The sequence below is a fragment of the Wohlfahrtiimonas populi genome (assembly GCF_002006795.1).
Classification (GTDB): domain Bacteria; phylum Pseudomonadota; class Gammaproteobacteria; order Cardiobacteriales; family Wohlfahrtiimonadaceae; genus Wohlfahrtiimonas; species Wohlfahrtiimonas populi.
Genome location: NZ_MVDN01000007.1, coordinates 32,711 through 56,323 on the forward strand (window position 1 = coordinate 32,711; position 23,613 = coordinate 56,323).

The 23,613-nt window shown below is 37.3% G+C and carries 21 protein-coding genes, 1 tRNA gene and 1 riboswitch; of the genes, 17 read left to right on the top strand and 5 right to left on the bottom strand.

Features of this window, described 5'->3' with window-relative positions:
• The first annotated feature begins 2 nt into the window (after positions 1-2).
• On the top strand, positions 3-1,973 hold the full coding sequence (locus tag BZK16_RS08895) for a UvrD-helicase domain-containing protein (protein ID WP_077928545.1): 1,971 nt from the start codon (positions 3-5) through the stop codon (positions 1,971-1,973).
• A 50-nt stretch (positions 1,974-2,023) separates the two neighbouring features.
• Here BZK16_RS08895 and BZK16_RS08900 read toward each other — a convergent pair whose 3' ends face one another.
• The 4 genes from BZK16_RS08900 to BZK16_RS08915 all read right to left on the bottom strand — a co-directional run bounded on the left by BZK16_RS08900 (position 2,024) and on the right by BZK16_RS08915 (position 4,957).
• The gene (locus tag BZK16_RS08900) at positions 2,024-2,194 is read right to left on the bottom strand and encodes a helix-turn-helix domain-containing protein (protein ID WP_143691162.1); all 171 of its coding nucleotides are present in this window, start codon (positions 2,192-2,194) and stop codon (positions 2,024-2,026) included.
• Between the two features lie 79 nt (positions 2,195-2,273).
• Positions 2,274-3,638 (bottom strand): chromosomal replication initiator protein DnaA, encoded by a 1,365-nt coding sequence (gene dnaA, locus BZK16_RS08905; protein ID WP_077928547.1) that lies wholly within the window; start codon positions 3,636-3,638, stop codon positions 2,274-2,276.
• 87 nt (positions 3,639-3,725) lie between these two features.
• Positions 3,726-4,145: a type IV pilin protein gene (locus tag BZK16_RS08910; protein ID WP_269845025.1), complete on the bottom strand. Its 420-nt coding sequence runs from the start codon at positions 4,143-4,145 to the stop codon at positions 3,726-3,728.
• A gap of 35 nt (positions 4,146-4,180) precedes the next feature.
• Positions 4,181-4,957 carry an ABC transporter ATP-binding protein gene (locus tag BZK16_RS08915; RefSeq protein WP_077928548.1) on the bottom strand — a complete coding sequence of 259 codons (777 nt, stop codon included), beginning with the start codon at positions 4,955-4,957 and terminating at the stop codon, positions 4,181-4,183.
• Positions 4,958-5,060: 103 nt separating this feature from the next.
• On the opposite strand from BZK16_RS08915, the gene BZK16_RS08920 reads away from it, so the two are divergent.
• The 8 genes from BZK16_RS08920 to metF all read left to right on the top strand — a co-directional run bounded on the left by BZK16_RS08920 (position 5,061) and on the right by metF (position 13,246).
• Entirely contained in the window at positions 5,061-6,803 is a 1,743-nt protein-coding gene (locus BZK16_RS08920; RefSeq protein ID WP_077928549.1) for an autotransporter assembly complex protein TamA, read from the top strand.
• A complete protein-coding gene (gene tilS / locus BZK16_RS08925; RefSeq protein ID WP_077928550.1) occupies positions 6,800-8,098 on the top strand; it encodes a tRNA lysidine(34) synthetase TilS in 1,299 nt (432 codons plus the stop codon). The genes BZK16_RS08920 and tilS overlap by 4 nt, the downstream gene beginning before the upstream one ends.
• A 12-nt stretch (positions 8,099-8,110) precedes the next feature.
• On the top strand, positions 8,111-8,692 hold the full coding sequence (locus tag BZK16_RS08930) for a hypothetical protein (protein ID WP_077928551.1): 582 nt from the start codon (positions 8,111-8,113) through the stop codon (positions 8,690-8,692).
• 46 nt (positions 8,693-8,738) lie between these two features.
• Positions 8,739-9,626 carry an RNase adapter RapZ gene (rapZ, locus tag BZK16_RS08935; protein WP_077928552.1) on the top strand — a complete coding sequence of 296 codons (888 nt, stop codon included), beginning with the start codon at positions 8,739-8,741 and terminating at the stop codon, positions 9,624-9,626.
• Complete coding sequence (gene folD / locus BZK16_RS08940; protein ID WP_077928553.1) at positions 9,623-10,501, top strand: bifunctional methylenetetrahydrofolate dehydrogenase/methenyltetrahydrofolate cyclohydrolase FolD; 879 nt, start codon at positions 9,623-9,625, stop codon at positions 10,499-10,501. Before rapZ ends, folD begins: the two co-directional genes overlap by 4 nt.
• A gap of 69 nt (positions 10,502-10,570) precedes the next feature.
• Positions 10,571-10,653: transfer RNA gene (locus tag BZK16_RS08945), tRNA-Leu, on the top strand.
• A gap of 66 nt (positions 10,654-10,719) precedes the next feature.
• Entirely contained in the window at positions 10,720-12,021 is a 1,302-nt protein-coding gene (tig, locus tag BZK16_RS08950; RefSeq protein ID WP_077928554.1) for a trigger factor, read from the top strand.
• 182 nt (positions 12,022-12,203) lie between these two features.
• Positions 12,204-12,299: riboswitch (SAM riboswitch) on the top strand.
• Between the two features lie 59 nt (positions 12,300-12,358).
• Positions 12,359-13,246, top strand: a complete 888-nt coding sequence (gene metF / locus BZK16_RS08955) for a methylenetetrahydrofolate reductase (protein ID WP_077928555.1) — start codon at positions 12,359-12,361, stop codon at positions 13,244-13,246.
• Positions 13,247-13,299: 53 nt separating this feature from the next.
• On the opposite strand, the gene allD is transcribed toward metF, so the two are convergent.
• Positions 13,300-14,373, bottom strand: coding sequence for an ureidoglycolate dehydrogenase (gene allD / locus BZK16_RS08960; RefSeq protein ID WP_077928556.1), 1,074 nt, complete (start codon positions 14,371-14,373; stop codon positions 13,300-13,302).
• A 494-nt stretch (positions 14,374-14,867) separates the two neighbouring features.
• Between allD and leuA the strand changes: the two genes are divergently transcribed.
• The 8 genes from leuA to BZK16_RS09000 all read left to right on the top strand — a co-directional run bounded on the left by leuA (position 14,868) and on the right by BZK16_RS09000 (position 23,476).
• A complete protein-coding gene (gene leuA / locus BZK16_RS08965) occupies positions 14,868-16,550 on the top strand; it encodes a 2-isopropylmalate synthase (protein WP_077928557.1) in 1,683 nt (560 codons plus the stop codon).
• 173 nt (positions 16,551-16,723) lie between these two features.
• Positions 16,724-17,926 (top strand): methionine adenosyltransferase, encoded by a 1,203-nt coding sequence (metK, locus tag BZK16_RS08970; protein WP_332881394.1) that lies wholly within the window; start codon positions 16,724-16,726, stop codon positions 17,924-17,926.
• Between the two features lie 72 nt (positions 17,927-17,998).
• Positions 17,999-18,133, top strand: coding sequence for a 50S ribosomal protein L34 (rpmH, locus tag BZK16_RS08975; RefSeq protein ID WP_077928559.1), 135 nt, complete (start codon positions 17,999-18,001; stop codon positions 18,131-18,133).
• A 66-nt stretch (positions 18,134-18,199) separates the two neighbouring features.
• Positions 18,200-18,547 (top strand): ribonuclease P protein component, encoded by a 348-nt coding sequence (gene rnpA / locus BZK16_RS08980; protein ID WP_077928560.1) that lies wholly within the window; start codon positions 18,200-18,202, stop codon positions 18,545-18,547.
• Positions 18,544-18,753 (top strand): membrane protein insertion efficiency factor YidD, encoded by a 210-nt coding sequence (gene yidD, locus BZK16_RS08985; RefSeq protein WP_077925032.1) that lies wholly within the window; start codon positions 18,544-18,546, stop codon positions 18,751-18,753. The genes rnpA and yidD overlap by 4 nt, the downstream gene beginning before the upstream one ends.
• Before the next feature lie 38 nt (positions 18,754-18,791).
• Positions 18,792-20,489: a membrane protein insertase YidC gene (gene yidC / locus BZK16_RS08990; RefSeq protein WP_077928561.1), complete on the top strand. Its 1,698-nt coding sequence runs from the start codon at positions 18,792-18,794 to the stop codon at positions 20,487-20,489.
• Positions 20,490-20,624: 135 nt separating this feature from the next.
• The gene (gene mnmE / locus BZK16_RS08995; protein ID WP_077928562.1) at positions 20,625-21,950 is read left to right on the top strand and encodes a tRNA uridine-5-carboxymethylaminomethyl(34) synthesis GTPase MnmE; all 1,326 of its coding nucleotides are present in this window, start codon (positions 20,625-20,627) and stop codon (positions 21,948-21,950) included.
• Between the two features lie 125 nt (positions 21,951-22,075).
• Positions 22,076-23,476: an FAD-dependent oxidoreductase gene (locus tag BZK16_RS09000; RefSeq protein WP_077928563.1), complete on the top strand. Its 1,401-nt coding sequence runs from the start codon at positions 22,076-22,078 to the stop codon at positions 23,474-23,476.
• Positions 23,477-23,613 lie beyond the last annotated feature (137 nt).

The following is a 23,613-nucleotide window of genomic DNA, read 5'->3' on the forward strand; positions in this document are numbered from 1 at the left end:
TAATGCAGCTCAATCAGCAACAATTAGAGGCTGTCCATTCAATTAGTCAGCCTCTTTTAGTTTTAGCCGGAGCAGGATCTGGTAAGACTCGAGTCATCACTGAGAAAATTCGTTATCTTGTGCGCGAATGCTCGTATCCTTCTAAGAATGTTTATGCTGTAACATTTACCAATAAAGCGGCTAAAGAGATGCAAGAGCGCGTTAAAGGTACTTTGACTCGAGAAGAAACAAATGGTTTAAAGGTTACAACTTTCCATCGTTTAGGTTTGCAGATTCTTAAAAAACATGGTCATTTATGTGGGTTGCGTAAAGGTTTTTCTATTTATGATCAGCGTGATAGCTTATCATTATTGGCAGATTTATTAGGTGATAGCGACGAAGCTAAGTTGATTCAGATGCAAATTTCCAACTGGAAGAATGATCATCAGTCTGTTGAAAATTTGCAAGGTTGCATTGAAGATGAACTGATGCAAAATTCTGTGCAAGCTTATGCTGATTATCGAGAGCAATTGCTCACTTATAATGCGCTAGATTTTGATGACCTAATTTTTATGCCGCTTCAGTTATTGTCAACAAATGGAGAGGTTTTAAAATATTGGCAGCGTGAAATTCGTTATTTACTGGTGGATGAATATCAAGATACGAATTTGTGCCAATATGAGTTAGTGAAATTATTGATGGCTCACAAAAATGGTTTAACGGTTGTGGGTGATGATGATCAATCTATCTATGCTTGGCGAGGCGCACGTCCAGAGAATCTTCATAAATTGCATGAAGATTTCCCAAATTTAAAAATGATTAAGCTAGAGCAAAATTATCGTTCAACAGGGCACATTTTGAACGCGGCTAACCAAGTGATTCGCTTTAATCCGCATTTGTATGAAAAATCTTTATGGTCCAGTTTAGGTATGGGCGATGAAATCACAGTGGATGAGTTCAAAAGTGCACAGGATGAGATTGATTTTGTTGTGTTATCTATTGAGGAAAGTGCTGCTTTAGTTGGCAATGATTACAGTCAGTTTGCGATTTTATATCGTGGTAATCATCAAGCAAAAGTGTATGAAATTGCATTGAATATGCGTAATATTCCTGTACGTGTTGTGGGTGGTACAAGCTTTTTTCAACAGCCAGAAATTAAAGATTTGATTTCATATTTAAAAGTGATTGCCAATTCTGAAGATATCGCTTCATTGCTGCGAATCATCAATGTGCCTAAGCGTGAAATAGGTGTTGCTTCATTGAAGAAGTTGGTTGAGTTTTCTAAAGTAAATCAATTGTCATTGTATGATGCGTTAAAACATGATCAATTGGGTGCTGTTTTAGGGAAATCATTAGGCGCTAAATGTCGGGATTTTTACAGAATATTGTTTCAAACTAAAGCTCAATTGGATTTGGGAGAAACCAGAGAAGCACTTGAGAGCTTGCTAGATAGAATTGGTTATGATGATTATTTGAGAGAGCAATCGATATCGCCAAAATCATTGGAGCGCAAGCAGAAAAATATTGAGTATTTGGTCAACTGGTTGGATCAATATGATATGCCATTTGAGGAAATATTATCCCATTTGACACTCATTTCTATTTTAGAAAATGATAGTGAGCAGAAAGATCATAATGCTGTGACATTGATGACATTACACAGTGCAAAAGGGTTGGAGTTTCCCTATGTATTTTTAGTCAGTATGGAAGAAGATATTTTGCCACATAAAAACAGTATTGATAACGATACTGTGGAAGAAGAACGACGTTTATTTTATGTAGGCATTACGCGAGCAAGGCAAAAATTAGCTTTAACATATTGTCGTCAAAGAAAGCGTTATGGTGAATGGGAATCTTGCACACCAAGTCGGTTCTTAGATGAACTACCAGAAGAGAATATTATTTGGCGAAGACCAGGTGAAACATCATCGAAAGAACTAAAAGAGCAGGTTTCTTCGATGTTTAGTGATTTACAGGCAATGTTAAAAAGCTAATTTAATATCAATAAAAAAACCTCCTTTTAGGAGGTTTTTTTATATAAGGCTTAATGTGTTAATGTTGCCTTGATGGTTTCGTAATCGCGTTGTAAAACGTAATCTGTCTTTAAATCATCTTCAATTTTTCTACAAGCATGCATAACGGTTGAGTGATCTCGTTCAAAAGCACGGCCAATTTCAGGTAAGCTATGTTTTGTTAAAGTACGTGAAATAAACATCGCTAATNCAGGCAATGTTAAAAAGCTAATTTAATATCAATAAAAAAACCTCCTTTTAGGAGGTTTTTTTATATAAGGCTTAATGTGTTAATGTTGCCTTGATGGTTTCGTAATCGCGTTGTAAAACGTAATCTGTCTTTAAATCATCTTCAATTTTTCTACAAGCATGCATAACGGTTGAGTGATCTCGTTCAAAAGCACGGCCAATTTCAGGTAAGCTATGTTTTGTTAAAGTACGTGAAATAAACATCGCTAATTGTCTTGGTTTTGCAATATTCGCTGCACGTGATTTGCCTGTGAGATCATTAGCTTTTAAGCTGTAATAGGTTGTCACAACTTTTTGAATATTTGGTAATGTAATTTGGCGACTTTGAATTTCTACTAAGCTACCCAATGCACTTTGTGCAACAGCAACACTCAAAGGTAAGCCTTTGAAGTTTGCCATAGCATTCACTTGTTTTAATGCACCTTCTAATTCACGGACACTAGCTTTAACAGTTTGTGCGATAAAGAATGCCGTTTCTTGAGGAAGATTTAATCCCCAATTTTCCGCTTTTTGTAGAAGGATTGCCATTCTGTGTTCTAATTCAGGTGGCTCAATATTCACGATTAAGCCAGAAGCAAAACGTGATTTTAAGCGATCTTCCATCATCTCTAATTCTTTAGGATAACGATCACAGGTCAGAATTACTTGATGCCCGCCATCGAGTAATGTATTGAATGTATGGAAGAATACTTCTTGAGTTGTATCTTTACCTGCTAGTAATTGAATGTCATCTATCAATAAGGCATCTAAAGTTTTATAGAAATGACGTAAATCTGAATGTGTATTATTTCTAAAGCTACGCACAATGTCTTCAATGAAGCTATCGCAGTGTTGGTAAATCAAGCGTGCATCAGGGTATTTTTCACGAATAGAATTACCCACAGCATGCATCAAGTGGGTTTTACCTAAGCCAGTATTGCCATAAATAAATAATGGATTATGAGAAGTGCCAGGGTGCTGAGCGACTTGTGCACAGGCTGCTAGTGCAAATTGGTTGGATTTACCTTCAACAAAGTTTGAGAAAGTAAAGTCATGATTCAAGTTGCTGGTTTCAATGGCTGATTCTTTGATGAAGTCTTTAATTATATCGCGAGATTTACCACCACGAGCTGTATTTTTTTTACTTTTCTTTTCTACAGAGATTGGTGCAGAGTATTCATCTTCAGTACCAACACCATATTGAAGTGTAATATCAGAATCGAGCTTATCTGAAAAAGCTTCACGAATGATATCTTCGTAATTCTTTTTCACCCAACGAATGATCATGTCAGATGCAGCTAAAATAATAACTTTATCTTCTTTAATCAAAAATTTTAGTGGGGCAACCCACATAGAAAAGTCATCCTCAGGGATTTGGTTTGCCAAGTCCTCAAGGCATTCATCAATAATTACATCCATTTTAATATTCTAGACCAATGACGGGGCATTATTGTAGCAAAGAAATCCATAATCATAAAATTATGCAGATAGATTCACGGAATTATTTTATGGGCAAACTGCTTTTGTGATATTTCCCATAGAAGTTAGTGTTAATAGACAGCCTTCATCACTTTTATTAATCCAAGAGCCTGTAGCTGTAGCTGTTAATGTGTATTTATTTCCTCGTGTTTTATCCGCTGCTGTGGCTTTAGTGTAATTGATAGTGTAGATATTTTTGTTTGAGTATTTTATAGTGCTGTCAACTTTTGCTAGAGCTAAAGTAATGTCATCATAGGATTTACGTGCGGTTAATCTATATTTTTCAATTTGTGATTGAGCTGCTATCAAGGCTGCTTCGCCTTCTGAGATTTGGGCTTTACGTTGTGAGTTTTGATAACTTGGAATTGCAAACATGGCAATAATACCAATGATTGCAATTACTATCATTAATTCTATAAGGGTAAAACCTTTATTGTGTTTCATCATGATCATTCCTTATAAGTTTTTATGGATCAATATGGTTATTCTATGTGATTAATGAATTGTTTGAAGCGCTCTGATTTTGGATTATTAAACATTTCATCTGGCGCACCACTTTCTTCAATCACACCTTGATGAAAGAATAATATTTTATCAGAAACATTGCGAGCAAAATCCATTTCATGTGTGACTATAATCATAGTCATGCCTTCTTTTGCTAGTTCTTGAATAACTTTTAATACTTCTTGCACTAATTCTGGGTCAAGTGCGGATGTTGGTTCATCAAATAAAATAACATCAGGATTCATTGCTAAAGTTCTTGCAATGGCAACACGTTGTTGTTGCCCGCCTGATAAGCTATTTGGGAACGCATCTTTTTTATTTAATAAGCCAACTTTATCCAATAATTTTTCTGCTGTCGCAATGGCATCTTTCTTAGGAATCCCTAAGACATGAATTGGTGCCTCAATAACATTTTCTAAAACTGTCATGTGTGCCCATAAGTTAAAACTTTGGAATACCATGCCAACTCTGCTGCGATATTTTTGTAATTGTTTTTGATTTTTAGCGATTAAGCCTTTTGGGCTAGCTTTGAGTTCTAATTCTTCATTATTCAAAGTAATGCGACCAGAATCAGGTGTTTCTAAAAGATTCAAGCAGCGCAAGAATGTACTTTTTCCTGAGCCAGATGAACCCAATAAAGAAATAACTTCGCCCTTGTATAGCGACAATGAGATGCCTTTTAGAATTTTCAAATCACCAAATGATTTGTGTAAATCTTGTACATCTAATACAAGTGCATTGTTTGTTTGATTCATGGTACCTAAAATCTTTCAATTAAAAATTAATGCGTGATTATAACAAATAAAATTCATGACTTTGTTATAATTGCATCTCTTTTACTATAAAGATATCGATAGGATGAAACTTTACCTTTCCTGTTTGACATTATTGCTCGCATCTAATCTCGCTTATGCTGATAAACTAACCGTGAAAATTGAAGGGTTAAAAGGGCATAAATCTGCATTGACGAATGTGCAAAATGCATTAAGCATTTATGAATTTCAAAATCGAGAAGCGCCTGCGCCATTACGTATAGAATGGCTCAATGATCAAGCGTTTGAAGAAATTGCAATGGCATTGGAGCCCTATGGCTTTTATCGCCCAAGTATTCAAACTGATCTGAAAAAAGAGGGCGATACTTGGATTGCTACTTATAAAATTAATCCGAATGATCCAATTAAAATTAATGATCTGATTTTTGAGATTGATGGTGAAGGTAATCGAAAAAGAATTTTTAAAACGATTATTCAAGAGAGTGACTTGCGTTTAGAGGCGCCACTGAATCAAGTAAGCTATGAGAAAATGAAAACAACTCTGTATAACAGAGCATTGTCCTTGGGCTACTTTGATGTAACTTTTCCAATGCATGAAATCATTGTGAATCTTGATACTTACAAAAGCTTGGTTCATTTGGCAATGGATACAGGCGATCGTTATAAGTTTGGTGAAGTGACATTCCACAGTGAGTATTTTTCTGAGAAGTTGCTGCGTCGTTATTTGAATATCAATGAAGAAACTGAGTTTTCTGATACTCGAACATTGGAGTTACAAGAAGATTTAGATGCAGCGGATTACTTTGAGGAAGTGATCATTGCACCGACGGTGGATCATCAAACCAAAACTGTACCTTTAGATGTCACAGTAACCCCCAAAAAGAAGCGCATTTTCAGTGCCGGGATTGGTTACAGCACAGATATCGGTATGCGCTTATCAGGTTTAGGCACTTGGCGCTATTTGAATAGAATGGGCCATAAGTTTAATGTGGACTTGTTATTGGCACAGAAGCAACGCCGTGCTGTATTCAATTATCGAATTCCAGGTAAAAGACCTGCCACAAGTTTTTATGATATTTACTTCAAATATAACTATGAAGATACAAAATATCGTGATTATACAGCGTTGATTATTGGCGCATCAAGCACGTATAAAAAGGATGCTTTTAAGCAGATCTATGCTTTGGATTACCGTAATGATAAGTTTAGAACACCAGATGGTGTACGAATGCATACAAAGTTATTGGTGCCATCCTTAACTTTTAAATGGGATAACATTGTGAATCCTGTCTTTGAAGATTGGGTGATTAAAGGTTCTGTAATGGTTCGTGGTGCTGCAAAAAATATTGGGTCAGATATTAATTTTGTTCAGGTTAAAGCAGAAGGTACAGCAGCAATCCCGATAGCACAAAATGATCGCATTATTTTGAAGGGACAAATGGGGCATACATTCATTGCTTCTAAAGATTTGTATCATTTAAGTCCAGCATTATTATTCCAAACAGGTGGTGATAATTCTGTACGTGGTTATCGTTACAATGGTATTGGTGAGCGTGGCTATAAAGATGATGAGATTTATGGTGGTAAAAAACTCATTGTAGGTAGCTTTGAGTGGGAGCATAAATTTACAAAAGAGTGGGCTGGCGTTGCATTTGTGGATGCAGGTGATGCATTCAATGGTAATAAGCCTAATTTGAAATTTGGTGCTGGTATAGGTGTTCGTTGGTTCTCCCAAATTGGTGTTGTTAAATTTGATATTGCCCATGGCTTTGATAAAGATTATGGCGATAACATTCGCTTCCATTTAAATATTGGTAAAGAGATATGATTCCAATTTGGTATCCTGTTATTTTTGATCGTTATCAATTGATATTGAATCAATATGATCATCTATATATAGGATTAAGCGCAGGCATTGATTCTAATATGTTGTTGCATTGGTTGAATGCTTATCGTGATCAATTGCCGCCAATTACGGCGATTCATGTGAATCATCAATGGCATGGCGAAGACTCTGTGATTTGGGCAAACTTTGCCAAAAATAGTGCAAAGCGATATGGTTTTGAATTTATCAATTACGATGTAATTATCGAGATTGATCAAAAAGGTGCAGAAGCTTGTGGCCGAGAGGCGCGTTACATCAAATTTGCTGAAACCATGGTGGAAAATGGCTTGTTAGTCGTTGCTCATCATCGATCTGATCAAGCTGAAACAGTTATGTATCGCTTATTGCGTGGTTCAGGCACATTGGGTTTAGGTGGAATGCGCGATATCACTCAGCTTAAATTTGGTGATCATCAATTATCCGTTTGTCGCCCATTTTTATCCATTTCTAAAACTGAGTTGTATAAAGCAGGGGAAATAATGAATGTGCCTTGGATGGAGGATTATACTAATCATGGTACAGAAGAAGCACGTAACCAAATTCGTAATGCAATTTTTCCTATCGTTGCACAATATTTTCCGCATTATGAACAAACTTTTGCGCGTAGTGCGCAATTGATTCAAGAAAGTGATGAGCTTTTGTTGGAAATTGCTCAAGAAGATTATGCGCAATGTATTCAACAAGATAGTAATATGCGATTCGATTTATCGCAGTTAACCAAATTATCGCCATTGCGCCAAAGAAATGTCTTACGTTATTGGTTAAAAATACATGATATTATTTTAGAAAAGCGTCAGTTCGATGAGTTTCTATCGATGTTCTTAGATAAAAAGCCAACATCACAAAGTTGTTTTTTGCTAGATGATTGGCGAATTAGAGCATTTAAAAACCAGCTGTATTTGATGCCAAGTTCCGATTTTATTGAATCAAAGTATCATTACAATTTAGTTGAAGCAGAAAATTCCCCATCATTAAGCTTTTGGGATAATCTAGAGCTTGAGTTGGTTGGTCGTGAAGATGGATTGTCCTTTCATCCAATGTGGCGTGATAAATCACAAGCCTTGAAAAAATTATTACAAGAAATAGAATTAGAACCATGGTTACGTACCAAAGTGCAAATTTTGCGAGATAAAAAATCCCAGCAAATTATTTGGGTGCAGTATTTGGGATTACATCATACATATAAAGATATATGCCAATCCAAAGGCTATATTCCAGTTATTACTGAAGAAAAATAAGGAGCTCAATCAATGTTTAGCCAGCCTAATTTATCACAATCAAAGCAGCCCGATGCACATTATGATTATGACGGATTATCTGGTGCTTGGTTGTGGTTACCTTGGTGGGTGCACATTATCGTTGCCATATTGGCATGGCCATTGAGCTGGTGGATTTTACCAATCCTGCCATTTCAAAACGCTTCAATCAGTGAGTTTTTATTCAATTATAAAATTCAGATTGCGAGCGCAATTTCTATATTAACTATAATGACGGCTTTTTTGAGTTATCTAAAGGCTTATCGAATCCGTAATAGGAAGAAATCTTTTAAAGTTACTGCAAAGGCCAAGCAAGCAAATAATGAAGCTATGCAGAAAAATATTGAGGTATCGTGTACAAAGCCTAAAGCCAAAAAAGCAGTTAAGTCAGTTAAGAAAACGGAAGAAAAAACTGTATCAGAAGTAAAACCTAAAAAAACAATGAAAAAAGCTTCTGCAAGTACACAAAAAATAACTCAATTGGGTGATGCAAAAGTAGAGAAAAAGCCTGTTGCTAAGAAAAAAAGAACAACAACTAAAAAGAAAAATGATCAGCAATCGCAATTGGATTTTTAAAGGTAATTAATTATATGAATATAATCAACATAGGGAGTAGGGTTATATGCAGATCATATTAATCAGTGGTTTATCGGGCGCAGGAAAATCGATTGCCTTAGAAACATTTGAGGATGAAGGTTTCTTCTGTGTGGATAATCTACCACTGAGTTTTGTTTTATCGTTCATTGAAAAATTTTCAGAAGAGTCATCGCATAAGCATTTGGCAATTGTTGTGGATGCTCGTGGCTTTCCAGATGATCTGAGTGAAGCAAAGCAAGTGTTTGCATCATTAGATGCATTGCCAGAGCACATTGATTTTATATTTCTAGATGCAACCAATGAGGCGATTGTTCAACGTTATCGAGATACGCGCCGTCGTCATCCATTTTATCAAGAGCATTTAACGCTGCTCGATACAATTGAGCATGAACGAGAATTGTTACAACCTTTGAAAAAATATATGGATTTGTACATTGATACGTCTTGTTTGAGTGTGCATGACTTACGAGCTTTTATTAAAAAACAGCTATTGAAAGATCATGAGCAACATACATTATCAATTCAAGTGGAATCTTTTGGTTTCAAGAATGGCACACCCTTAAATGCTGATTTTATCTTTGATGCTCGTTGTTTAACTAACCCTCATTGGGAGCCTTTATTGCGCCCTAAAACAGGGCGAGATGTTGAGGTTATTGAATATTTACAGAATCGGTCAGATGTTCAAGCTTATTTAAAAGATTTAGAAGATTTTTTCTATACATGGTTGCCTAGATTTGAGCAAGGTACACGTGCTTATTTAACGATTGCCATTGGTTGTACAGGTGGGCAGCATCGTTCAGTTTATTTGGCGGAGCAATTGGCAAAAGTGATTGCTAAGCGCTATCCGTTGATTGTGAAACACCGTGAATTACACATCACGCATTCTTTTCAAAAACGTTCGGAGGAACAATGATCATTGATGGTAAGTTATTTGCAGAAGGTTTACGTGCAAAATTAACAGAGCAAATCTCAGTTTTGAAACAAGAAAATGGTATTACACCAGGTTTGACAGTTGTTTTAGTGGGTGAAGATCCTGCGAGCCAAGTTTATGTGCGCAATAAGCAAAAATTTGCAGAAGAGTGTGGCATGAATTCAGTGACGATTAAGAAGGATGTTGAAACGACTCAAGAAGAGTTATTGAAATTAATTCAAGATTTGAATAATGATGCTTCTGTGCATGGTATTTTAGTGCAATTGCCACTGCCAAAGCATATTCATGAGCAAACTGTATTGCAGTCAATTTTGCCAGAAAAAGATGTTGATGGTTTTCATCCAGTGAATGTTGGTCGTTTATCCATTGGTGAGCCATCATTGATTCCATGTACACCATTGGGTTCTTTGTTGTTATTGAAGGATAAATTAGGCTATTTATCAGGCAAGAAGGCAGTGATTGTTGGTCGTTCTAATATTGTGGGTAAACCAATGCTTCAGTTGCTTTTGAAAGAAAACTGTACAGTAACGATTGCTCATTCAAGAACTGAGAATTTACCTGCTGTTTGTCGTGAAGCAGATATTATTGTTGTAGCGGTTGGTCAACCTCGTTTAATCAAAGCTGATTGGATTAAAGAAGGCGCTACAGTGATTGATGTGGGCATTAATCGTATTGAAGAGAATGGTAAAAATCGTTTAGTGGGCGATGTGGATTATGATGCAGTTGCACCAAAAGCGGCATTTATCACGCCTGTTCCTGGCGGTGTTGGACCAATGACGATTGCTTGTTTGCTTAGAAACACTTTAACTGCGACATGCATGCAAAGTGGTATTCAAGATCCTAATCAGTTAAAATGATCAAAATTTAATCACTGTAAAATGTGATATTGACAAGGGATGAGAAGCGCGTATAATTTGCTTCTCATTGCGAGAGTGGCGAAATTGGTAGACGCACTGGATTTAGGTTCCAGCGGGCGACCGTGAGAGTTCGAGTCTCTCCTCTCGCACCAGGTGATAAAGGTGCGTTTTATACGCACCTTTTTTTATTTTTAAAATTAAAATTGGGTGCTCAAATTATGTCAGCAGTTGAAGTATTAGAAGGTTTAAAACGTCGCGTACAAATTGCATTGGACGCAGCTGAAGTTTCATTAGAAAAAGAAAAGCGTTTGAAAGAAGTTTCTAAACGTATTCGTTTGGATGGCTTCCGTCCTGGTAAAGTACCTGTAAAAGTTGTTGAAAAAATGCACGGTACTGAAATCGAAAATGAAATCATCAATGATAAAATCAATGAAGCTTTCAGATTGGCAATCAAAGATACTGATATTAAGCCAGCAGGTTATCCTGTAATCATTCCTTCTGAAACTGCGGGCGATATGCAATTTAATGTTGAGTTTGAAGTAATGCCAGAAGTTAAATTAAATGATTTAACAGCTTTAGCAATCACTAAGAAAACTGCATCTGTAGAATCTGCTGATGTTGATACAATGTTAGATACATTGCGTAAGCAACAAGCAACTTGGGTAAAAGAAGATCGTGCAGCAGAAAACAGCGATAAATTGACTGTTGATTTCGTTGGCCGCGTTGATGGTGAAGAATTCGAAGGTGGCAAAGGTACTGATGTTGCAATCGTTTTAGGTGCTAACACAATGATTCCTGGTTTTGAAGCTGCATTGGTTGGTGCAAAAGCAGGCGAAACTCGCACTATCTCTGTAACTTTCCCTGAAGATTATCATGCAGCAGGTTTGAAAGGTAAGACAGCTGAATTTGATGTAACAGTTCACTCTGTAGAATCTCCAGTTTTACCTGAAATGAACGAAGAGTTTGCGAAAAACTTCGGTATCGAAGATGGTAATGTAGATAAGTTGCGTGAAGAGTTAGAGAAAAACATGGTTCGTGAATTGAAAAATGTTTTAAATAACCAATTGAAAACAAGCGTGATGACTGCATTGTCTGAAGCTAACCCTGTAGAAGTTCCAGAAGCTTTGGTAATGGGCGAAATTCAAGCGATGGCTCAACAATCAAACTTCCCACAGCCAAAAGATCAAGAACAAGCTGAACAGTTCATGAAAATTGCTCAACAAGCATTTGGTGCTGAAGCTGAAAAGCGTGCACGTTTAGGTTTGATTTTGGGTGAATTGGTTAAAGATCAAAAAATTGAATTGGATGAAAAATTCGTTGATGCTCGTTTAGATAACTTGGCTGCAACTTATGAAGATCCAGAAGAGGTTAAAACTCACTTCAAAAATGATGCAAATACAATGCAACAATTGCGCAACTTGGCTTTAGAAGATCAAATCATTGATTTCGTAGTTTCAAAAGCTAAAGTAACTGAAGAAGCTTCTAACTTCCAAGAAATTATGAATCCAAAGCGTGCTTAATTAGCAGTTAGTTGATTCAAAAGCCCGATTAAATCGGGCTTTTTTATTGCCCATTAAAAACTAATTAATATATTGATCAGTTTTCAAGATTCATTGAATATTTGAAAATTTAAAGTTGTTTGGATATATGTTGCAAAGTATTAAATCTCTCGCTATAGTCTACGAACGTGTAACAAAACGTTTACTTATCAAGAGTGGTGGAGGGAATGGCCCTGTGAAACCCAGCAACCTATCAGCTGACAAGGTGCTAACTCCTCCAAATCAATGGGAGATAAGTGTGTGCGCAAGTACTCTATAAGATTAAACGTTAAAATTCTAATGATAAGGAGTTTAGTTTATGAGTTTAAGCGCAGTCTCGCAGGTGGAATTATTGAACCAAAATTTGGCTGATTTGCCGAATGATTTGAATGTATCTTTTGAGTTTTTTCCGCCCAATAGCGACAAAATGTATGAAACTTTATGGTCATCCATTGAGCGCTTAAAAGGTTTGAATCCAAAATTTGTTTCGGTAACTTATGGTGCAAATGCAAGTACGCGCGATCGTACACATAAAGTTATCCAAGAAATCATCCATAAAACATCATTAACGCCAGTACCACATTTAACGTGTGTTGATGTGGAGCGTGCGGAGCTTTTGGATATTGTGAACCAATATTGGGATATGGGTATTCGACATATTTTGGCTTTGCGTGGTGATGTGCCTGAAGGGCAGATTAAGCCTGATATTCATGCTGAGGATTTAGTGGCTTTTTTGCGAGCAGTGCATGATTTTGAAATTACTGTAGCTGCATATCCCGAAGTTCACCCTGAAGCTAAAAGCGCTCAATCAGATTTGGTTGCATTGAGAAGAAAAATTGATGCAGGTGCATCACAAGCAATTACACAATTCTTTTTTGATGTGGATGCTTATTTGCGATTTAGAGATCGCTGTGCAACTGTGGGAATTGAAGCTGAAATTATTCCTGGTATTTTGCCTGTGACAAATTATCAAACGCTTTTAAAATTTGCTGGGCCACAAAATGTAAAAGTACCCCATTGGTTGCATAAGCGCTTTGAGGGGCTGGATAATGATCCCGCAACACGACAATTATTAGGTGCAAGCATTGCAATTGATATGGTTCGCTTGCTTCGTAAAGAAGGTGTGAAAGATTTTCATTTTTATACTTTGAATCGTTCTGAGTTGACTTATGCTTTATGTCATACATTAGGGATAAGAGAAAATTAGGTTTGTAATAAAAAATCCAGCATAATCACTGGATTTTTTATAGTTTGGTAATATTAATCTTTTTTCGCAAATGCATCCATGCCATCGTAACGGTCAAAATGAATATCATCGCTCACTAAGTAATCATAAATTTCTTTTACAATTGGAATACCAGCTGATTGGTATTTCTCAAATGTTGCATCACTTCTCTCACCAGGATATTGAACTTTACTGAAACCTTCTGCTGGTTTCATTCCGTGAATTTCACCCACCATTTTTTCAATCGTGCTGTAGAAAGATTCTAAGCCCGCAAAAAATTCTGGGTTCAATACAATGTGGATTTGACCCAATTCACGGCCAGCAGATAGATCAGCGTACATTGAAGATACTGAGCCACCAGAAGGTTGACCAAGCAATGCGCCACATAAGATATCCACCATCATCATCAAGCCTGAACCTTTCGCGCCTGCGATTGGCACTAAACCTGCAACTGCATTAGGATCTGTTGTTGGATTACCATTAGAATCTACCGCCCAATCCGCAGGAATTGCTTTACCTTTTGCGCGTGAATCTAGGATTTTACCCCAAGCGCCCACGGTAGTTGCCATATCGAAAATGATTGGCGCGCCATCTTTATGCGGTGCACCAAATGCGATTGGATTTGTACCAAAGTAAGGCTCGGCACCGCCATATAGCACAACCATAGGGTCAGATTGGCACATAGAGATCATGATTAGGCCTTGCTCTGTTGCTTGGCGCACAAAGTAAGACAAAGTACCACAATGACCTAAACGCTTCATACCAACAACGCCCACGCCAGTTTCTTTTGCAAGTTCAATGGCTTTTTCTGTGCCTAATTGTGCAATGTAATGACCAACAGCATTATCACCATCTAAAATGCCAATGCTTGCAGATTTTTGATCAAATGTGATGTTTGGGTTAGGGTTGCTACCGCCTTTATTGATGCGCTCTGAGTAATATTCTACGCGCACAGCACCATGAGAATGAACGCCACGAGAATCAGCATAAGCTAAGTGATCCGCAACAGCTGCTGCATGAACTTCAGGCAAGCCAGCTTTCATGAATTTATTTTTCATGAGAGATTTTAATTCTTCAAATGTTACGAGTTTCATTTTTTCTTCAGACATAATTTCTTCCTTTGAAAGATTGCTGTTAAAAATTCAATTCAGTATAACGATAAATCTGGGGATTAGGATAGGTGATTGCGAGCATAGAATCATGTTGCATGAAAAATTGATCAAATATGTGTCTTTTATAAAAGATAATAAATATATTTTTTCTGCTTGACGAATGTTCAAAATCTATTTATGTTAATTGACATGAAAACTAATGTAATGAACAAATCTCTACTACGACTTATTCTGCTGTAATCGCAAAGATTGCAGCCTTCGCTGTGTCTATGGGCATAGCAAATATTTTGAATAAGAAACGAGAAGAGATTTTTTTATGTTGATTGCACGAGAGTATCAAAATTCCACAAATTCTAAGTTAAATCGTGATCATCGACGCTGGTTCGTATGGCGTTATGCTTTGTTGCTGCGATTATCATTGTCTAAATAACTTTACATAAACAAAAATTGAAACATCAAAAATTAATTCAGCAGGAATAGAGGAAAACATCATGATCCAGAACCCACAAACTAAATACCAAGCATTTGCACCATTGAAATTGAAAGATCGCACTTGGCCAGATCAAGTGATTGATAAAGCACCACGTTGGTTGTCATCAGATTTGCGTGATGGCAATCAGGCTTTGATTGAGCCAATGAATATTGAACAAAAATTAAGAATGTTTGATTTGTTGATCGAATGTGGTTTTAAAGAGATCGAAGTGGCTTTTCCATCAGCTTCTGATACTGAATTCACATTCGTGCGCCGTTTGATCGAAGAGAATCGTATTCCTGAAGATGTAACAATCCAAGTATTGACACAATCGCGTGAAGACTTGGTTGTGCGTACATTTGAAGCATTGAAAGGTTGTAAACAAGCAATTGTGCATATTTATAACGCAACATCACCAACATTCCGCCGTGTTGTATTTAATAAAACAAAAGAAGAAGTGAAAGCATTGGCTGTGTTTGGCATGAGCTTGGCTGTTGAAGAAGCGAAGAAATATCCTGAAACAGATTGGACATTTGAATACTCACCAGAAATTTTTACAGATACTGAAATGGAATTTGCCGTGGAAGTCTGTGAAGCCGTCGTCGCTGTCGTCAAGCCAACGCCAGAAAAGCCAGTCATTTTCAACTTGCCTGCAACAGTAGAAGTGGCAACACCAAACGTTTATGCGGATCAAATCGAATATTTCTGCCGTAACATTAGTTGCCGTGATAGTGTGATTGTGAGCTTGCATACGCACAATGACCGTGGTTGTGCTGTAGCTGCAACTGAGTTGGGTTTAATGGCAGGTGGTGATCGTGTAGAAGGCTGTTTGTTTGGTCATGGTGAGCGTACAGGTAATGTGGATTTAATCACAATGGCATTGAATATGTACACACAAGGTTTAGATCCAAAATTGAATTTCTCACAGATCAATAAAGTTGTGCGTGAAGTGGAGTATTGTACAGCGATCAAAGTGCATCCTCGTCATCCTTATGCGGGTGAATTGGTGTTCACAGCATTCTCTGGCTCGCACCAAGATGCGATTCGTAAAGGTTTATCTGATATTAAGAATAATCCTGATCAAATGTGGAAAGTGCCATATTTACCAATCGATCCAATCGATGTCGGTCGTTCATATGAGGCTGTGATTCGCGTGAATAGCCAATCAGGTAAAGGCGGAATTTCCTATTTATTGGAAGAAGATCATGGTATCAATATGCCACGTCGTTTACAAATTGAATTCAGCCGCGTTGTGCAAAATGAAGCGGATGGCAAAGGCATTGAAGTGACATCGCCTATGATCTTTGATTTGTTCAATCGTGAGTTCTTAAATAAAGGATCTGTGTCAATTGAACAGCCAATCAATATTGTGGAAGATGAAAGTGGTCATACAGAAATCACAGTGGCGATTCATACACCAATACAAAAATGTGCAGCAAAAGGGCAAGGTAACGGTCCAATTGCAGCATTAGTGAATGCATTGAACACAACTTTGAATATTAATGTGGATGTTGTGAGTTATCACGAGCATGCAAGAAGCCAAGGTTCTAAAGCTGAAGCGGTCGCATTTGTAGAGATGCAAGTGGAAGCTAAAACATTATTTGGTGTTGCAATTCATGCAAATACAGCAAGAGCATCCATTGATGCAGTGATCTCAGCATTGAACCGTGCAATTGCAAAAGGTTTGGTTGAAGTAAAATAATTCTAGATTCTTATTGTAGAGTTGATAAAATAGTAAAGTCCATTTGTATAGGATGGGCTTTTTGTTAGATGGATTGTGCTCGGTGGCTATCACGTTTCGGGCACAAGGGTACAATATGTATTGTCTTAGGATGAAAAATCCTCGGACTCACCATTTCTTTGAGAGAATTCAATATGAGCTATTTATTTACATCAGAATCTGTGTCAGAAGGACATCCAGATAAAATTGCCGATCAAATTTCGGATGCTGTTTTGGATGCAATAATCCAGAAAGATCGTCATGCACGCGTAGCATGTGAAACATTGGTGAAAACAGGTGCTGCAATCATTGCAGGTGAAATTACAACAAGTGCTTGGGTTGATTTAGAAGACTTAGTACGTAATGTGATCACTGGTATTGGTTATAACTCTTCAGATGTAGGTTTTGATGGTGCAACTTGTGCAATCATCAATATGATTGGTAAACAGAGCGTAGATATTGCTCAAGGTGTTGATCGTTCTAAACCAGAAGATCAAGGTGCAGGTGACCAAGGTTTAATGTTTGGTTATGCATCGAATGAAACTGATGTTTTAATGCCAGCACCGATTACATATGCACACCGTTTGGTTGAGCGTCAATCAGAAGTACGCAAATCAGGTCTATTGCCATGGTTAAGACCAGATGCAAAAAGCCAAATTACATTTGTATACGATAATGATGGCAAAATCCAAGGTATTGATGCAATTGTTCTATCAACTCAACATAATCCTGATGTTTCTCAAAAGGATTTGAAAGAAGCAGTGATGGAATTGATCATCAAGCATGTGATTCCAAAAGAGTGGATTACAGAAAATACTAAATTCCATATCAACCCAACAGGTAACTTCGTGATTGGTGGCCCAGTCGGAGACTGTGGTTTAACTGGTCGTAAAATCATTGTGGATACTTACGGTGGAATGGCTCGTCATGGTGGCGGTGCTTTTTCTGGTAAAGATCCATCCAAAGTTGACCGCTCAGCAGCTTATGCTGGTCGTTATGTTGCAAAGAATATTGTTGCAGCAGGATTGGCGGATAAATGTGAAATTCAAGTGTCTTACGCAATTGGCGTGGCTGAACCAACATCTATCTCCATCACAACTTTTGGCACAAATAAAATTCCAGAAGCAGAAATCGAACGTTTAGTACGTGCGCATTTTGACTTGCGTCCTTATGCAATTACGACTATGTTGGATATGTTGCACCCAATTTATCAGCCAACAGCAGCTTATGGTCACTTTGGTCGTGATCCATACGAAATTACATATCAGAACTCTGATAATGTAGAGACAAAAGCTACTGCATTTAGCTGGGAAAAAACGGATAAAGCTGAGGTTTTACGAAGCGAAGCAAAACTATAACTTGACTTTTTCTTGTAACAAGATAAAATTTTCGTTTATTTTTTGCGTTAAAGAATATATTAAGGATTCATTATGAAACGTACATTTCAACCAAGCGTAATCAAAAGAGCACGTGACCACGGTTTCCGTGCACGTATGGCAACTAAGAATGGCCGTAAAGTATTAAACCGCCGTCGCGCTCGCGGTCGTGCAAAATTGTCTGCATAATCATTGATTATTGCTAAAAAGGCGCTGTTAAGGCGCCTTTTTACATTTTAGAAAGAGATAATCTTGATGTCATACAGTTTTACTAAAGAACAGCGTTTATTAACAGCCAAAGATTTTGGTTATGTTTTTGATCATCCCGCGCGATTATCTGATCGTTTTTTTACTGTTCTAGCCAAAAAACAATTATCCCCAAAGCAAGCAAGACTCGGACTTGCCATCGCTAAGAAGAATTTGAAAAAAGCCCATGACCGTAATTTAGTTAAACGTGTTGTGCGTGAATCTTTCAGATTAAATCAGGAAAAATTGATGGGCTTTGACATAGTAGTGCTTGTCAAAGGCAACGTTTCCTTAGATAATCGTGAGCTGTTACATCAATCATTGAAACAACATTGGGATAAAGTAGGGAAGTTGTGAAAACAATTTTAATTGGTTTAATTAAAATGTATCAACTGTTTTTGAGTCCGTGGGTTGGGCAGCAATGTCGCTTTACTCCATCGTGCTCAAATTATTCTATTGAAGCCATTCGTAAGCATGGCGCGATCAAAGGTTGTTGGCTCACATTCAGGCGTTTAATTCGTTGTCATCCTTTTTGTGATGGCGGTGAAGATCCTGTTCCGTAGAAGCTTTTTTGTTCATTTTTGAGTTTAAAGATATTACTATGCAAAATAATCGATTAATACTCTGGGCGATTTTCGGGTTGCTTGCCTTTATGATTTTTAATAAATGGCAAACAGTAAATTTACCCGTAGCACCCCAGACTGCTGAAACTGCACAAGTTTCGCAATCAATTTCGCCAGCTGCTGATGGCTCCGTTCCTGCTGTGAATGCGCCTAATACTTTGGCAATTCCTAATGTAATGGCGACTCAAGCTAAAACAATTACAGTGGAAACAGATGTGTTATCCATCAATATTACATTGGCGGGTGGTGACATCTCCGATGTTAAATTATTGAAATACTCTGAGAGCTTAGAGAAGAAAGATGTACCATTTGCATTGTTATCTTCTGATCCTGCACGCTTATTTGTGAGCCAAACAGGTTTAATTGGCGCAACAGGCCAAGCTAACTTCTCTCATAATGTGACAACATTCAATGCTGAAAAAGAGCATTACACGTTAGCAGATAGTCAAGATAGCATCATTGTGCCTATGACTTACGTTGATCCTGATACTGGTTCAATTTTAACAAAAATTTATGAATTCAAACGTGGTAGCTATGATATTGGTTTCACGCAAAAATTAACTAACAATGCATCTGCACCTTGGGTTGGTTTGAATTATTTGCAATTGGTTCAGAAAGATCCTAAAGCAAGCGGCCACATGGTGGGAGCATCAAGTTATACTGGCCCTGTATTCTCTATGGGTGAAGAAACTTATAAGAAAATACCTTTTGATAAGTTGATTGAAAATGCACCAGCAATCAAACAAGCAGGGACTTATGGTTGGGCGGCAATGATCCAACAATACTTCACTTCTGCATGGTTGGCGCTAGATGGTTCAGCACATACAGTTGAAGTTGCTAAGTTGCCAGGTGATTTGGCAATGGTTCGTTTGATGGATTCCGCAACAGTTTCTGTTCCAGTAGGCGCAACACACGAATTTAAAAACAGCTTATATACTGGTCCAAAAATTAAGAAAGACTTAGTTGCAGCGGGTGAGTATAAAGCTACTGATGGCAAAGATGGTAATGCAAAATTAGAATTAACTTTGGATTACGGTTGGTTTAGCCCAATTTCAGCATTGATGTTAATCATTCTTGAATTCTTTCACGGTTTTGTTGGTAACTATGGTTGGTCAATTATTCTATTAACTTTCACTGTAAAATTAATCTTATATCCTTTCTCAGAAAAAGGTTACCGCTCAATGGCGAAAATGCGCCATTTAGCACCTGAAATGCAACGCTTAAAAGAGTTGTATGGCAGTGATAAACAAAAGATTGGTCAAGAAACAATTGCGCTTTATCGTAAAGAGAAAGTAAACCCAATGGGTGGTTGTTGGCCAATGTTGATCCAGATTCCAATCTTCATTGCATTGTTCTGGATGTTGCAAGAAAGTGTTCAATTGCGCCAAGCACCATGGATCTTATGGATTCACGATTTAGCGATTATGGATCCTTACTTCATTTTACCAATCATTATGTGTGGCACGATGTTTGTTCAACAAATGTTTAACCCACCACCACCAGATCCAATGCAAGCAAAAATCATGAAGTTCATGCCTTTAGTATTCGGTTTCATGTTCTTGTGGTTTGCTTCAGGTATCGTTTTATACTGGATCGTGAACAACTTGTTAACAATCCTACAACAGTGGTTGATCAATCGCCGTATTGAAGCTGCTGAAAAAAAAGCAAAAGCATAATTATATTTAATCCTTGTTTGTGACACTCCTCGCCTACGGCGAGGAGTGTTGTTTTTAAGGCATAGTTTTTAGTTTATTTGATATGAAATCTCCTATAATGGTGACGTTATAGGAGATTTTTTATATGAGGGAATCATGAAAGAGACAACCATTGCTGCGATTGCATCAGGTATTTCCATCGGCGGTGTTGGGATTATTCGTATCTCAGGTCCACAAAGTTATGCCATTGCATTAGAGATTTGCCAAAAAGAAACTTTGGTGGCTCGTCATGCAACATTTACACAATTATATAATGGTGCAAATGAAGTAATGGATGAGGGCATTGCAATCTACTTTAAAGGACCAAATTCGTTCACTGGTGAAGATTCTGTGGAGTTGCAAGGCCATGGCGGATTGGTTGTCTTAAACCGTGTTCTCAAACGTGTATATGAATTAGGCGCTGAGCCTGCTAAAGCGGGCGAATTTACAGAGCGCGCATTCTTGAATGGTAAGTTAGATCTTGTGCAAGCAGAAGCGATTCACGATCTCATTATGAGCCAAAGTGAAGCACAAGCTAAAGCCGCCATGAATTCTCTATCAGGTCAGTTTTCCACAAAAACTAGTACGATCAGTGAAGCATTGATTCACTTGCGTGTTTATGTGGAAGCATCCATTGATTTTAGTGAAGAAGACATTGATTTTATTTCTGATGGTAATGTGATGGCTCGTTTGAATGCTGTAGAAACGGATATTTTAAATTTATTGCAAAATGCGAATCAAGGCAAATTACTCACTGATGGTTTAACTGTTGTATTGGCAGGTAAACCGAATGCAGGTAAATCTAGTATTTTGAATGCATTATCTGGCGAAGAGAGTGCGATTGTGACGGATATTGCAGGCACAACACGCGATACATTGAAAGAAAGCATCATCATCCATGGTTTGCCACTTCATATCATTGATACAGCAGGTTTACGTGAAACAAGCGATGTGATTGAGCAAGAAGGTATTCGTAGAACGCGTGAAGCGATGAAAAAAGCAGATTTGATCTTATGGATACATGACGATCAAGATCAAAGTGCTGAGAAGGATGCACTACTAGAATCATTAAATGTACCAATACTACATATTCGAAACAAGATCGATTTAACTGGCAATGAAGTTGGCAGAATAGAGGATACAATCATGCTTTCAGCGAAGCGTAATGATGGCATTGAGCTATTAAAAGATGCGATTGTAGAAGCGGTACAATTCCAACCAAGTCAAGGCATGTTCAGTGCAAGAGAGCGCCATTTGGTGGCCTTGAGAGAAAGTTTAGAACATTTAGATATTGCTAAAAAATTATTAAATGAAGGCCATAGTATTGATCTAGTTGCAGAGGAAATTCGTTTAGCACAAGATGATATTGGTCTCATTACAGGCAGATTCACAACAGATGAATTATTGGGTGAAATATTCTCAAGCTTCTGTATCGGAAAATAGTTTGAATAATTGACTACTTATTGACAACTTTTCATTCGTCATGATTATTAAATTTCTTTTGAGAAAAAACGTGGTTCCAGTATTATATGAAAGGTTGTCGAGTCTACTCTGAATGGAATGGGGATATGAAAAAATTTGATGTATTAATCATAGGTGGTGGCGTTTCTGGTACGTCGCTTTTATATCAATTGTCTCGTTTTACAGACCTAAAAACGATAGGTTTGATGGAACAATATGATGCAATTGCTTCAGTTAACTCACAAAGCTTCAATAATAGCCAAACGATACACAAGGGCGATATTGAAACAAACTATACATACGAAAAAGCGAAAGCAACTAAGCGTACAGGTAACATGATTGTTAACTATGTAACGAAGTTAGCAGAAGAAGATCGCAGTGGCATTGTTGCTAAATACCCAAAAATGGTTTTAGGTGTGGGTAAGGAAGAGTGCGACGGTTTAAGAGCGCGCTTTGAAGAATTTAAACCTCTTTTCCCAAATTTAAAAGCATTGGACCGAGAAGGTATTCGTGCAATTGAGCCAAAAATTGTTGAAGGCCGCCCTGAAGATGAAGAAATCTTTGCATTAGGTGCATTAGATGAATATGTTGCGTGTAACTATCGTGCATTGTCAGAGTCTTTTGTGAAAGAAGCAAAGAAAGCTGCGGACAATCGTGAAGCTGATTGTGACATCATGTTATCTACAAAAGTTGTGGATATTAAAAAAGTTGGTGATGTATTCCAAGTTCATACAGCTAACCCTAAATTAGGTGTTGTAGAGGCTAAATACGTCGTTGTATCTGCTTGTGGTCACTCTTTGTTATTTGCTCATAAAATGGGTTATGGTTTAGACTTAGCATGTTTACCAATGGGTGGATCATACTATTTCACACCAGAGGTATTGAACGGTAAAGTTTATACAGTTCAAAACCCTAATTTACCATTTGCTGCTGTTCATGGTGATCCTGACATTGCTGTTCCTGGTAAAACTCGCTTTGGACCGACTGCAATTGCATTGCCTGTATTAGAACGTCGTAACTTGAAAACATTTGCAGATTTCTGGAAAGTATTTAGCTTGGCGCCAAGTACAATGTCTGCATTATGGAAGTTGATGAAAGTTAAAGATATTCGTAACTATACTTTGACAAACTTCTTGTATGAAATTCCATATTTACGTGAACGCTTATTCTTAAAAGAGATGAAAAAAATCATCCCTTCATTGGAAATCAATAATGTGAAATTTGCTAAAGGTTTCGGTGGTATTCGTCCACAAGTGATTGATAAGAATCAGCGTAAATTGATCATGGGTGAAGCAAAAATCAATCCAGGTACAGGTATTGTATTTAATATGACACCATCACCAGGTGGTACATCATGCTTGGGTAATGCTGAAAAAGACATGTACTTAATTGCTAATTTTTTAAAGTGTAACATTGATAAAGTTGCATTTGATGAAGTTTTATTAAGTGGTGAAGTTGATCTTTTAGAAATTGACCGCCCAGATGAAGGTTCTTTGGTAGAAGTGTAAAACAAAGTATTAATTTTAAAAAAAGCCTCACAATTGTGGGGCTTTTTTGATTTAAAGCATATTTTTCGATATTTCACCCTTGGCTTTTTTTAGAGTTTGTATAAGTATTTCTAAGGTGTTTAGTGTAATTTAATATT